The following is a 14,063-nucleotide window of genomic DNA, read 5'->3' as shown; positions in this document are numbered from 1 at the left end:
AATATGAAGAAAGCAAAGGCGTCATTAGCAGTCTTACTATCAACCAGTCTATTATTTGGCTGTGCGCAGGAAAAGAAAGGAACTGAACAGGCAGATGATAATGCCAAAGAAGTGAGTGCGAGTAAGCTAGATGGTGTATCTAGCGAGTACCGGGAATATGCCATTGGTGAAATAGAAGAGTTCGTAAACGCAACGGAAGAATTCACCACGGCCGTATCTGCCGGTGATATTGAAAAGGCGAAGGAATTATACGCACCAGCACGGATGCATTATGAAAGAGCGGAACCCATCGCTGAAGTTTTTGGCGATCTTGATCCCAAAATAGATGCGCGTAAAGGGGATGTCAAAGATGAAGATTGGGGCGGTTACCATAGGATTGAAATGGGGTTATGGCAAGAAAATACAACGAAAGGATACGAAAAGTTTGCTGATCAATTAATGAGTGATGTCAATTTGCTTCGTGCCAAAGTTGAAACGGTTGAGGTAACACCCGATTTGTTGATCACGGGTGCGGTGGATTTATTGAATGAAGTTTCAACAAGTAAAGTGACGGGAGAAGAGGACCGATACTCCCATACCGATTTATATGATTTCGTGGCTAATGTTGAAGGTGCGGAGAAGATCTATGAACTGCTTACTCCAGCTCTAAAAGAAAAGGATGCGAAGCTAGCTGAGGAAATCCAACAACGTTTTGACGATGTATACGGTTTGCTTGAAAAGCATAAAGAAGGGGATGGATACATCTCATATACGGATTTAAAGGAATCTGAAGTCAAAGAGTTAAGTCAAGCAATTGATGCATTGGCTGAACCACTTTCGCAAATAGGGATTGTAACGGAGGAATCTTAATTGAAAGAACAAACGCCGAAAGACGAAACCGGACTTTTTACAAAAAAGGTGAGTCGTCGTAACATGCTGAAAACGGCAGGAGTGGGTGGAATCGGAGTCGTGATAGGGGCATCCGGATTTGGCGGGCTGCTGACACTTTCTGAACAAAAGGCGAAGGGACAAACTAAGGATATTGTACCTTTTTATGGAGCGCATCAAGCTGGTATCACCACTGAAGCGCAAGATAACCTTTACTTCGCGTCATTGGAGGTAACCACGGATAAAAGATCAGACTTAATCCAATTATTCAAGGATTGGACAGAGGCTGCGGCTCAGATGACAGCGGGGAATTTGATTGGTGATACATCACTTAATACGAATATGCCCCCAAAGGATACGGGGGAAGCGAAAGAATTATCACCTTCCAATTTAACAATCACTTTTGGAGTGGGTCCGACCCTGTTTTCGAAGGATGGCAAAGATCGATTTGGTTTGAAATCAAAAAGGCCTGCTGAATTAAAGGACCTGCCCCAATTCCCTTTAGATGCGTTAGATGAAGAATGGTGCGGTGGTGATATTTGTATTCAAGCATGTGCAGATGATCTTCAAGTGGCTTTCCATGCCGTCCGGAACTTAGTGAGGATCGGCAGAGGGAAAGCGATCATTCATTGGGCACAAACAGGTTTTCAACGGACTAAGCAAGCCGATTCACAAAAAACGACACCGCGGAACCTTTTCGGGTTTAAGGATGGGACCGTCAATCCGGATACGAATGATAATAATGAAATGAATGAGCATGTTTGGGTGAAGGGCGAGGACGGTCCCGACTGGCTTGTTGGAGGCAGTTATATGGTGGTGCGGCGAATCCAGATGTACATTGAAGTTTGGGACCGGACTATTTTGAAAGAACAAGAAAATACATTTGGCCGTCATCGCGACAGTGGAGCTCCACTAGGAATGAAAAATGAGTTCGATACCGTGGATCTCGAAGCTAAAGACCCAAATGGAAATCGGATCATTCCAGAAGATTCACATGTAAGTCTCTCCAGAGGGGACGGAAAAGCAAAGATATTGCGGCGTCCATATTCATATGCAGATGGAATGGATCCCAAAACAGGGAGCTTCAATGCAGGCTTGCTATTCATTTGTTTTCAGCGAAACCCAAGTAAACAATTCATACCGATACAAGAGCGACTGGCAAAAAATGATAAGCTCAACGAATATATCGTTCACAGGGGCAGTGCCATGTTCGCTTGTTTACCAGGTGTGAATAAGGGTGGCTATATCGGGGATTCCCTTTTTGGATAAATATCATTTCAAATGAGGATGTGAAAATCGCCAGCATGGATATTATCCAGTTGGCGATTTTAGTTCATGAATAAGGAGGGACCACTATGACCGTTTCTAGATGGAAGAGTGGAATATTTGTTTTAGTCGTCAGTCTTTTATTTCTTTCGACTGATATTAAGATGGTTTCGGCGGGTGAAAACCACGATCAGCTCTTTGTTTATATTGGCGATAGTTTAATGAAGGTGAAATCAGGCGACCTTGAGGAAGTATCGAAAAATATCGAGCTATTCGAGCAAGATTGGAAAACGATAAAAACGGACAGCGAAAGTGCGAGGAAAGTCGACGAGAAGCTATCCGCAGTAAAACGTGCTGTTAGCGACCAAACCTCCACAGATGAAATCAAAAAGCGATTATCGGCATTATCAAGTACGCTTGTTATTTATGATACAAACGAAAACCCTGTTGACAAGACTGACTATAAAGAACGGTTACAAGCGATACTTCCATTAATAGATAAGTTGGAGGCATTGATAACTGAAGGTGACTTTGATCAAGCTAAAGTTCAATATACCAATCTCCTGAATCAATGGACCGATGCAGAGGTCATTGTCAGGGAGAAAAGTGTTGCTGCATATGGTGAGTTTGAAACGAAAATGGCCTTTGTGCGGATAGCGATTACCCAAGACCCTCCTGATCCGGAAAAAGCCCAAAAAAGTCTAACTGAATTGAAGGGTTTAATCGAGGATTTCCTTGCTGGTAAAGTTGAAGTAGGAAGCCAGAAGAACACCTATTCACTTGGGGATGTAACACAACTTTTACAAGGAAGTGCAACGGATATTGAAAAGGATGAAATCGATTCTGCCGTTGATAAGCTAAATGAAATCTTAACAATTTGGCCTAATGTCGAAGGGGAGGTTTCCACAAGGGACAGCAAACTTTACAGCGATATGGAAACGAAGGTCCCGACGGCAATCAGCCTATTGCAATCGAAAAAGGTAAAGGCGGATGAAGCAAAGGGAATCGTAACCGATTTAAACACAAGGTTACTCCCTTTAATTGAGGATACAGGTTATACAACATGGGATGCAGCTCTGATCCTTTTACGGGAAGGATTGGAAGCCCTCTTGATTGTAGCTACATTGCTGTCTTTCCTAAAGAAAATCGGGCAAGCGGACAAACAAAAATGGATTTGGACAGGAGTTGGTGCGGGGTTAGTTGCCAGTTCCATATTGGCGGTCATAATCAATATCGTTTTCTCTCAGATCACGGCTGCTTCAAGCCGTGAATATATTGAGGGAATCACTGGGATAATAGCCGTATTGATGATGTTGACAATTGGTCTTTGGCTTCATAGTAAATCGAACGTCCATGCATGGAACCGATATATCAGCAAGCAAATGAACCAAGCCATTGCGACGGGGAGCATCATCTCTTTCGCTTTAATCAGTTTTCTATCCATCTTCCGTGAAGGTGCCGAGACGATTATCTTTTATGCTGGAATGGCTCCTTATATGGAATTAAAGCAGCTGCTGAGCGGGATTTTCCTTGCCTTCCTCATTTTAGTGGTAATTGGTTTCATCATGCTGCGGTACAGTGTGAAATTACCGATGACCCTATTCTTTAAAGTGGCAACGATACTCATATATGCCTTGGCTTTCAAGATTCTTGGAGTCTCCATCCACTCACTTCAGGTTTCTCAAGTGATACAGACAAATACGATCAGCTCCTTCCCATTTGCAGAAACGATAGGTCTTTATCCAACAATGGAAACGCTGGTGCCGCAAGCTGTATTATTATTGCTGATTGCATTGGCCGCCATTTGGGTCAAAAAGAGTAATTCCTTACGTGCAACCGAATAATAAAATGGGACTGACAAATGTCAGTCCCATTTATGTGTGCTATTTGCGTAGTGATCGGCGATAGGAATATTGCTTCCATTGATAAAGGATGAGGCAGCCGATGCAGAATCCAAGAATGGCTATGAGTGAAGCCATTCCGACCATCAAGGTAAATATATAACCGGTAACATTCCAACCGAGCAAAAAAGAAGTGAATCCAAGTCCTAAGCAAACGACTGCTATTGCCTGGTTGAATTGTTGCTGTGAATGATCTTCAGGAATATAATCGGACGGTTTCTTTTTAAGAAAGAGCTTTGCCAGACGCATCACTGGATTGAAATTAAAGAGAAGACCCAAAAGCCCCGCTGTTAAAGGAATGGCTAATATCCATATTTGTCCCGTCAATAAGGCGGTGGCTGCGCTTAACAAAATGACCCATTGATTCGTACGTACTAAGGGACGGGGAATGGAACGAATTTCACTCGACATACAATACCAACCTTCCTTATGTGTTTTATTATATTTTATCCTTAATTTAATCATATGTGAAGAGAATGGTTAATAAAACAAAAGGTATCCTTGTTTATAATTATTTTAATTTAGTATTGATTATTATTATAAAAGCAGTATAATATATTTATCATGAAACAAAAGTTAGGAGGACAGTATAAATGGTAGCAAAAGTTTGTGAAACATGTGGAACACCAATAAAAAAGCTAAAGCATTCTTCCCTATGCCAGTGCGGTCCTAAGATACTGAGCAATCAATTCTCAGTTAAAACAAAAAAATAAACTCCACTGGAATAGATAAAAAGGGTTCCATCTTAATTTTTAAACAAAGTTGATTGGAGCGGTTGTTCGAGGCTCCCGGACCGCCCGCGGAAAACGAGTGCCTTACGTTCCAATCAACGTTCATATTTTATACACTCTCAAAAAATGAACCGATTATTCAATTAATCGGTTTTTATTTTTCCAATAAGGGGTAAAGAGCATAATAAATATTTTTCATTTCAATTAAAATAATGTACGATTATAGAATAGAATAAAACGTCATGAAGATTTGTCTAAACCATAACGTGACGGTTAGGAGGGGCTATGTTGGGAACGAGACTTTAAAAATTGGCGAGTTGGCGGAAATGGCGAATGTTACGAAACGAACCGTAGATTATTATACGAATCTTGGCTTGCTTAAAGCAGAACGTTCCGCCTCTAATTACCGTTATTATTCAGTAGGTGAACTTGAAAGGCTCCGCCGTATCGAAGGATACAAAAGAGAAAACCTTTCATTGGAAGATATTAAAGAAATACTTAAAAAGGATAAGGAAGCCGCATCAGCAATTGAGGCAAAAGGTCTTCAGCTCAAGAATAAAATGGATGACCTGAACGAAGAACTTCAGGAATTCATCAGCTTGATTGAAAAGGACGGAAAAAGTGAGCTTCTTCTAAAAAAACAGATATCCCGTGAAAGCATGGCCTTGATCCAATCATTACTAGTGTTGCTCGTATGATTAAAATTTATTTCTATAGTTTTATGCACAAAGGTGCATATTAACGATATAGGCTAAATGGTTTTGGTTCATGTTATAAGGGGAAAATCGCTTATTAAACGAAAATAACCATTTATACAGGAGGTGCTTGGGATTAAGCTGTATATGTCTAATCCGAAGATCAGTAGGATTGGAACTATATGGCGAACCCGCACATATTGGAGATTTTTATAAAATTATTGGCAGTAGCTGCATTAATAGCATTAACCGCATTTTTCGTTGCATCGGAATTTGCAATCGTGAAAGTCAGAAGCTCCCGGATCAATCAATTAATTGAAGAAGGGCATAGAAATGCCCTCGCAGCCAAGAAAGTGACATCGCATATCGATGAGTACTTATCTGCCTGTCAATTGGGGATTACAGTAACCGCCTTAGGTCTAGGGGTGTTGGGTGAACCGACGGTCGAGGCGATCTTAAAACCATTGTTCACTAAATGGGGATTAGAGGAATCTGTAAGTCACATCATCTCGTTCCTGATTGCGTTCGGTTCCGTGACATTCCTTCACGTTGTAGTCGGCGAACTCGCCCCGAAAACGGTTGCGATTCAAAAGGCAGAAGAGGTGACCTTGCTATTTGCAAAGCCGTTAATTCTCTTTTACCGCATTTTGTACCCATTCATTTGGTTACTGAATGGTTCTGCACGTCTCCTGACGGGCATGTTCGGATTAAAGCCTGCGTCCGAGTCCGAAATGGCCCATTCCGAAGAAGAGCTGCGCATCATTTTATCGGAAAGCTATAAAAGCGGTGAGATCAACCAATCGGAATACAAATATGTCAATCAGATATTTGAATTTGATGAACGTATTGCCAATGAAATCATGGTTCCGCGTACGGAAATGACCGTTATCGAAAAAGGCATGCCATTATTGGAAGTTGTTGAACTGATTCAAGAAGAACAATACACAAGGTATCCGGTCATAGACGGTGATAAAGACAATGTCGTGGGAATGGTCAATATCAAACGCCTTTATACAGCGACGATTACAGAAGATAATGTAACGGCTTTGACGGTGGATTCCTTTGTAACACCAATCATCCGTGTTCTTGAAACGATCGCCATTCATGATCTGCTGCTGAAAATGCAGAAGGAAAGGATCCATATGGCAGTTTTGACCGATGAATATGGCGGAACAGCTGGTCTTGTAACGGTTGAAGACATCCTTGAAGAAATCGTCGGGGAAATCCGTGATGAATTTGATCAGGATGAACGTCCGCTCATTCAAAAAATTGATGAAGGGCATTATGTATTCGATGCTAAAACATTGGTTGAAGATGTCAATGATACCCTTGCGATCGATTTGCCGGAGGAAGATATCGATACATTGGGAGGATGGTTCCTGACAGGCAGATTTGAAATCGCTGTTGGGGATAGAATTGAATACGCCGGATATGAATTTACTGTAAAGGAAATGGACGGCCACCATATTTTATATGTTGAAGTGAAGAAGATTAAATAAACGGGATCACACCAAAAGCCGAAAGTGAAAACTTTCGGCTTTTATTATGTATGAAACATTCATTTGGGTGTTTATGACAATGGTAAGGCAGACTGTTACTGAATTGGAAAAGGAATTCATGTAAAATGATAGTGTGGGTAACCATTTTAGCTTGGAAAATGTTAAAATTGATTTTGAACAATGAAACTATCTATATATCATTTCAAAGAATATAAAGTGAGTTCTGGTATTTTGCAATGCCATCATTTCGGGCTGGTATAAATAAGTATTGAAGGTGGGCGGGAAAATGGGTTTTAAGAAAAAGCAAATGTTGGGATTTGGTTTGATCTTGCTTTTCTTGGCTATTTTACTTTCATTCATGATGATTACGCTAAACAATTTAAAGAGCAGCATGACTGAAATAGTTGAAAATCGCTATGAAAAGGTTCAAGCTTCGATGGAAATCCGTCAGCTTTTTTCTAGGTCGGACCGTGAGATTTTGTTTGCAGCTAATGATGCAAATAAAGAAGAAAGAGCAGAGAGCCTCGAAATCATCAATGAAAATCATAATCTGATTGAATCAAAAATTGCCGGGTTATCAGGTTCGTTAAATAAGGCGAAAGCGAAGCAGCTATTGAAAGAGTTCGAGACCCAATATGCTTCTTACTCCATAACGGAGGCTGAGATCATTCAAAAGATAAAATCGGGAAACTCTTCTGATAATCTTTCAAGCCTGATGGATGACCAAAGGGAAAAACGAACGAAAGTCATCAGTACGATGGATGAATTTAAGGATTACCAAGAAGGTGTCATGAAAGATACCTTAAGTAATTCGAAACAAACCTATGAAGATATGATCGGTTTTGTAATTTTTGCGGTTATTCTCAGCATTTTGGTCATTTCCGTAACGGTTGTTTGGATGATTCGGAGCACTTCGAAAGATCTGCAATCGATTACGAAGGTCATCAAAAATATCGATTTTAACAATTTGTCGGTCATACCAAGAATTCCGGTTCGGACCACTGATGAAATTGGGGATATAGCGAAGTCGTTCAATGATATGGCGGAATCGCTTGAAATCTATAACCAAAGAGAAAAAGATTTCACTGAAAAGATCAGTGAACAGAACTGGATTCAGACCCGTGTGGCAGATATAGCTACCATGTATCAGCGCATTGTTGATGTGGAAGTCCTTGCTGACCGGTTCATTACAAGACTTGCACCGATGATGGGTGCTTCAATTGGAGCTTTTTACGTCAAACGGGGTAAGGGTGTGGATATGCGGTTTGTGAAGCTTGCCAGCTTTGCTGGAGATGGCGAAGATTCGGGCAGGCGTGAATTCCGTCTTGGCGAAGGTTTGATCGGTCAATGCGCCCTTGAAAAGAAATCCAAAGTCATCGAAGATATCCCTGAAGATTTCCAATTGGTTACGACAGGATTGGGGGAAGTCAACCCGAAAAGCATTGTCATTGCGCCAGTCATTTTTGAGGATGAAGTGGTGGCGATGGTTGAACTGGCGAGTTTGGAGGCCTTTACGAAGCTGCAAAAAACGTTCCTGAACCATGTTCTTGATACTCTGGGCATCACGATCAATAATGTAGAGGGCCGGATGGAAATAGAGCGTTTATTGAAAGAATCACAGGCACAGACTGAAGAGTTACAGGCTCAATCGGAAGAATTGCAATCACAGTCAGAGGAAATGCAAGCCCAATCGGAGGAACTGCAAACACAGGCTGAAGAGTTGCGAATGATCAATGAACAATTGGAAGAGAGAAATCGTGAAACGGAAGAAAAGTCGAAAGAACTTCAAGTCGCTAAATTGAATCTTGAAAAACAAGCGGAAGAATTGAAGTTAAGTTCAAAATATAAATCGGAGTTCATGGCAAATATGTCCCATGAATTGCGGACACCTCTCAATAGTATCCTGATTTTATCAGAAATGCTTTCAGATCCTAATGATAGTAAATTGAATGAAGAGCAACAGGAATTCGCTCGTGTCATCAATTCATCAGGCCAAGACTTATTAACGTTGATCAATGACATTTTGGATTTATCAAAAGTTGAAGTCGGAAAGCTTGAAGTGGTCTTTGATGAAATGAATTTGAGTGAGCTTCCTGAGTTATTGCACCGTAACTTCGATCATGTAGCGAAGAAAAAGAACATTGACTTCATAATCGAAAAAAGTAAAAACGTTCCGGATATTTTCTTTACGGATGAACAGCGCTTCCAGCAAATTTTGAAAAACCTGCTATCCAATGCATTTAAATTCACGGAAAAAGGTTCTGTGTCTGTCCAAATCAAAAAAGCTGATGAAGAAAATGTAGCACAATGGATACAGACAAAAGGAGCAAGCAATTGGGTTGAAATTAAGGTGACGGATACTGGCATCGGAATATCAAAAGAGAAGCAAAAACTTATCTTTGAAGCATTCCAGCAAGGTGATGGAGCTACAATGAGAAAATATGGCGGTACAGGGCTTGGGCTATCGATTTGTCGGGAGTTTGCCAAACTTCTGGGAGGCTGGGTCATTGTAGATAGTGAAGAAGGGCAAGGCAGTACCTTTACTTTCTTTATTCCAAGCATGCCAGAGGGTTTCAAAAATGTCGACGAAGCAATAGCTGCTTCTCCGGAAGTGGCAGCAGCTAACCACGATGATTCTGCAGCGCCTTTTGGCGATCGGGGAGAACCGGATGCAGGTATGTTGGAAGAAGAAGATCGGGATAAGGCAAAACCATTCTGCAATAAAACGGTACTGGTCGTCGATGATGATCACCGTAATATATTTGCCCTGAAAAATGCGCTGAAGCATGAGGGGATGGAAATCCTTACAGCTGAAAACGGCTTTGAATGTTTGGATCTACTTGAAAAAGGAAACAATATAGATGTAATATTGATGGATATCATGATGCCTGGTATGGACGGTTACGAAACGATGACCAGAATCCGCGAGCAAAGTAAATTCGAGGATCTTCCAATCATCGCGTTAACTGCGAAAGCGATGAAAGGCGATAGGGAAAAATGCCTGAAGGCCGGCGCTTCCGATTATGTCAGCAAACCATTAAAATTGGATCAGCTGCTATCCGTCCTAAGAGTATGGCTGACTAATTGATTGATAGTATGGGTGAGGAAGGATTTTCATGAAGGATACTTTAACGATTGAAGAAAGAGAAGATTTAGAAATCGAATTATTGTTAGAGGCCATTTATTCCGTTTCTGGCTTTGACTTTCGCAAATATATGCGCTCTTCAATTAAAAGAAGAGTTGAAAATAGAATGAGACTGGACCATATACGCAGGATTAGCGGAATGATAGAAATGGTTTTATATGAAAAAGGGTATGTCGAGAAGCTTTTGAAAGATTTTTCAATAAATGTCACTGAAATGTTTCGCGATCCGGAGTTCTTTAAAGCCTTTCGTTTAAATCTTGTACCGCTCCTGAAAAAACTTCCGGAAATCAGAATTTGGCATGCGGGTTGTTCAACCGGTGAAGAAGCCTTTTCCATGGCGATCATCCTCAAGGAAGAAGGACTTTATGATAAGGCAAGGATATATGCCACTGATATGAATGATGAAGTCCTCCGTCATGCGGAAAAAGGGATATTACCTTTAAATAGAATGCAGTCTTATACGAAAAACTATCTGCAAGCTGGAGGTAACCAGGAATTTTCGGAGTATTATACAACCGATTATCAAAATGCTTATCTTGATTCGGATCTCCTAAAAAACATTGTGTTTTTCCAGCATAATTTAGTTACAGATGGTTCGTTCAATGAGTTCCATATCATCATGTGCCGGAATGTGATGATTTATTTTACCGGTGAATTGCAGACCTATGTTAATCAGTTGTTTTATGACAGCCTTTGTAAAGACGGCTTCCTTGCGGTTGGCAGCAAGGAAACACTTCGTACATCATCCTTTTCGGAGGATTATGAGGACTTTGATTCAAAGGAACGGATTTATCGGAAACTGTAAAAAGAAAGAGTTCGCATTTATGCGGACTCTTTCTTTTTGATTAGAGAATTTTTCACTTTTTTTGCATTACTATGTTTAAGGCATCGGAGATAGGGGTATATATAATGAGTTGGTCTCCATACAGAATCTCTACTGCAGTTTATTATTATTAAAAGAGACTGAACTTCGTTATAATATAATGGAAAAATCCCTGTTAAGGGAGCTCTATAAAAGTACTGTTTCATATAAAAAAGATAAATGTTGCCGCTCGATATAAGCCAAAAGGGGAATGAAAGAATGACGATTTTAATCGTAGATGATAACCAGGTTAACCTTTTCGTTATAGAGAAAATTCTAAAACGAGCTGGCTATACGGATTTTCTATCATTAACTTCAGCTGTTGAGATGTTTGAATATTTACAGGTGGATAGTCCGCAACCTAAAGAGACTTCAGTTGATATCATTCTGCTCGATATCATGATGCCGGAGATCGATGGGATAGAGGCGTGCAGGAGACTTCAAAGCATTCCTCACCTTAGAGATATACCCGTAATTTTTGTGACCGCCCTTGAAGATTCAAACAAGGTTGCCGAGGCACTTGATGTTGGCGGAATTGATTATATAATGAAGCCTATCAATAAAATAGATTTACTTGCGAGGATTCGCGTGGGGTTAAGACTTAAATATGAAAAAGATTGGCATAAAATGCAGGATGAAAAAATCCGCAATGAATTGGACCTTTCCATGCAGGTTCAAAGTAGCTTATTAAGTGAACCCATTATAAATGACCACCTAACTATAAGGGCATCATACTTACCTGCGAATAAATTGGCAGGGGATATGTACTATTGGCACCGCATCGATGAAAGTCGGTATGGTATCATCCTGCTGGATATGATGGGGCATGGCATATCCGCATCACTTGTGTGCATGTTCATTTCCTCCGTATTGAGGGATGCCATCAGGATACATACGGATCCGGTGGCAGTAATAAACGAAATGAATCGCTGGATGAGTACCCTTAATAAAGAAGATAATCCAGTGCATTATTATTTTACCGCGATTTATATGGTCATTGATACAGAGCAAAAGGCTGTGGAATATGTGAATGCCGGACATCCTCCGGGCTTTGCTTTAATGGACGATGGAAAAGTGGCCTCACTTTCAAAAGGGACATGCCCTGTTGGTTTCTTCACCGAAATGAAAATAGAGAAGTCAGTCATTCATTATGAAGAGAAGATTCAGCTTATGCTATTTACGGATGGAGTCATGGAAGCGATAGATCGAGAAGGGACGGAAGGGCTCGACCAAATAAAAGAAGCGGTCTTGACGAGATGGTTCGATTGTAAAGAATCTCCCCCTATCGACTTTTTGATGTCCCCGGAAATGCAGCAAGATCAACCTGATGATATGTGTGTTGTTGTTATTCAAGCTAATTGAACAAGGAAGAGGCGGCAGATTATCTGCCGCCTCTTCTCTATAATAGAGGGTATATGAAATGAGAATGTGTTAAGAGAGTGAATCATATATTCGGCTATTTGTAATTAACGGTCATTTTTTAATTTACCAATGCCATCTTGGAGATTGCCTTTTAATTTATCGACTTTACCTTCTGCCTGTAAGTGAGGATCATTTTTCGCGTTTCCGACTTGGTCTTTCGTTTCACCTTTAACCTTATTTACAGCGCCTTTTACTTTGTCTGATAAACCGCTCATTATGTTACCTCCTTTTTCTTTATATACTGAATATACCCATGAAGAGTAGGGATAAACCTGTTTTTTATGGAGGAAGTTTAAGAAGCGATTATAGCCCTTTTATTTAACCTTTGGATGAACTGATATGACCGTTCAATGATATGATCCTTGTCATGATCCAATGAGGCCACATGATATGAATTTTCAAGGCGCACCATCTCTTTATCACCGGACATGACAGTATCGTAAATCTGATAGGAACACGAGTCCGGTACAACGTGGTCTTCTGGTGAATGGAAGATAAGAATCGGGCACGAAACGTCTATTAGTTTTTGACTGGTATGTTCCATTATATCAAGCAATTGATTAATCGCTTTGGACGGAACTTGCTCATATGTGATTTCTTTAGGTGTATCGTCTTTGATGTCAGGCTTGCCTTCGGGAATGAAGCGTGGAACCGATTGGTTACGATATCTTTCATATTCAGGAACTTTGAGAGCGGCGTTGATGGTGAGAATTCCATCACAAGCCAATTTTGTCGCTAAATCAAGAACTAGGGCGCCTCCCATTGATTGTCCGATGGCGAAAACATGGGTGCAGGTTCGCTTTAATTTTGCATAAGCCATTTCAACATCTTGTATCCATTCCAGATAATGAATTGATTCCATTTCATATTCATCTGTTCCGTGGCCTGCCAGTCGAGGAGCGAAGACAGTAAAGCCTTTGGCGGCAAATTTTTCACCTAAATACCTTACGCTTTGTGGCGTTCCGTTAAAACCATGGCAAATAAGGATGCCGATAGAATTGCCGGGTAAGAAAAAAGATTCCGCACCTGGTATTACCATTGCTGCTGTCATATTCCCATCTCCTTTGATTTAGCTAAGTTTTGTTAATAGAAGGTTTTAATATAATTAACTATTCCGATTATTTTACTTGGTTATATAATAGCATAATGAAAATTATGAAGTCAACTTGGTTATGTTCCAAAACTTCACTATTATTAAGAAGCATCAAAAGGATATAAAGATACTTATCAGGTCACTTTCGTCTTTCTGATTATATAAGAGCTGTCTTGGAATTTTTGATAAACTGAAGATGTTAATCACCGGTAATATATAAATATAAGAAATGGAGAAAAAGCATTGACTTTAAAGTGAAATGGGATTAATATAAATAAGCACCAACTAAGACATGCAAAAAACTTCATCGCTTTTGGCAGGTTGCTGAAAGAAATAATAACTATTGACTTCTTACTATGAAAATGATAAGATGAAATGGTCGCTGAAAAACACAGCGATTTAAAATAAGTTAAAAACTTCGTAGAAGTTGACAACTAATCAATAAGGTGTTATGATGAATAAACAGCCGTTCGAAAGAACGATTGTGGAAATTGCTCTTTGAAAACTGAACAAAACAAAGCGCCAACGTTAAATTTTAAGTGAGCACACACTATCAAAAAAGCAAATGAGCAAGTCAAACAT

General features: G+C 40.2%; 11 protein-coding genes. 8 read left to right on the top strand and 3 right to left on the bottom strand.

Annotated elements, in window-relative coordinates:
• Window positions 1–3: 3 nt before the first annotated feature.
• The 3 genes from efeO to J7I96_RS18970 all read left to right on the top strand — a co-directional run bounded on the left by efeO (window position 4) and on the right by J7I96_RS18970 (window position 3,977).
• Window positions 4–849, top strand: a complete 846-nt coding sequence (gene efeO / locus J7I96_RS18980; RefSeq protein WP_214924354.1) for an iron uptake system protein EfeO — start codon at window positions 4–6, stop codon at window positions 847–849.
• Entirely contained in the window at window positions 850–2,136 is a 1,287-nt protein-coding gene (gene efeB, locus J7I96_RS18975) for an iron uptake transporter deferrochelatase/peroxidase subunit (protein ID WP_214774752.1), read from the top strand. It abuts the gene before it with no gap.
• 86 nt (window positions 2,137–2,222) lie between these two features.
• Entirely contained in the window at window positions 2,223–3,977 is a 1,755-nt protein-coding gene (locus tag J7I96_RS18970; RefSeq protein WP_214774754.1) for an FTR1 family protein, read from the top strand.
• A 39-nt stretch (window positions 3,978–4,016) separates the two neighbouring features.
• On the opposite strand, the gene J7I96_RS18965 is transcribed toward J7I96_RS18970, so the two are convergent.
• Window positions 4,017–4,445 (bottom strand): DUF4395 domain-containing protein, encoded by a 429-nt coding sequence (locus J7I96_RS18965; RefSeq protein WP_214774756.1) that lies wholly within the window; start codon window positions 4,443–4,445, stop codon window positions 4,017–4,019.
• 562 nt (window positions 4,446–5,007) lie between these two features.
• Here J7I96_RS18965 and J7I96_RS18960 point away from each other — a divergent pair.
• The 5 genes from J7I96_RS18960 to J7I96_RS18940 all read left to right on the top strand — a co-directional run bounded on the left by J7I96_RS18960 (window position 5,008) and on the right by J7I96_RS18940 (window position 12,328).
• Window positions 5,008–5,463 carry a MerR family transcriptional regulator gene (locus J7I96_RS18960; protein WP_251025482.1) on the top strand — a complete coding sequence of 152 codons (456 nt, stop codon included), beginning with the start codon at window positions 5,008–5,010 and terminating at the stop codon, window positions 5,461–5,463.
• Between the two features lie 179 nt (window positions 5,464–5,642).
• Window positions 5,643–6,959: a hemolysin family protein gene (locus tag J7I96_RS18955; RefSeq protein WP_396020118.1), complete on the top strand. Its 1,317-nt coding sequence runs from the start codon at window positions 5,643–5,645 to the stop codon at window positions 6,957–6,959.
• A gap of 286 nt (window positions 6,960–7,245) precedes the next feature.
• Window positions 7,246–10,047 carry a response regulator gene (locus J7I96_RS18950; RefSeq protein ID WP_214774758.1) on the top strand — a complete coding sequence of 934 codons (2,802 nt, stop codon included), beginning with the start codon at window positions 7,246–7,248 and terminating at the stop codon, window positions 10,045–10,047.
• A gap of 28 nt (window positions 10,048–10,075) precedes the next feature.
• On the top strand, window positions 10,076–10,909 hold the full coding sequence (locus J7I96_RS18945) for a CheR family methyltransferase (RefSeq protein ID WP_214774760.1): 834 nt from the start codon (window positions 10,076–10,078) through the stop codon (window positions 10,907–10,909).
• 276 nt (window positions 10,910–11,185) lie between these two features.
• The gene (locus J7I96_RS18940) at window positions 11,186–12,328 is read left to right on the top strand and encodes a PP2C family protein-serine/threonine phosphatase (RefSeq protein WP_214774762.1); all 1,143 of its coding nucleotides are present in this window, start codon (window positions 11,186–11,188) and stop codon (window positions 12,326–12,328) included.
• 104 nt (window positions 12,329–12,432) lie between these two features.
• On the opposite strand, the gene J7I96_RS18935 is transcribed toward J7I96_RS18940, so the two are convergent.
• On the bottom strand, window positions 12,433–12,603 hold the full coding sequence (locus J7I96_RS18935) for a CsbD family protein (RefSeq protein ID WP_098866101.1): 171 nt from the start codon (window positions 12,601–12,603) through the stop codon (window positions 12,433–12,435).
• Window positions 12,604–12,680: 77 nt separating this feature from the next.
• On the bottom strand, window positions 12,681–13,439 hold the full coding sequence (locus J7I96_RS18930; protein ID WP_214774764.1) for an alpha/beta hydrolase: 759 nt from the start codon (window positions 13,437–13,439) through the stop codon (window positions 12,681–12,683).
• Window positions 13,440–14,063 lie beyond the last annotated feature (624 nt).

This window comes from Bacillus sp. ISL-78 (assembly GCF_018613455.1).
GTDB classification, from domain to species: Bacteria; Bacillota; Bacilli; order Bacillales; family DSM-1321; genus Peribacillus; species Peribacillus frigoritolerans.
Note: the sequence above shows the minus strand (reverse complement) of the source record. Positions and strands in the feature narration are given on the sequence as shown.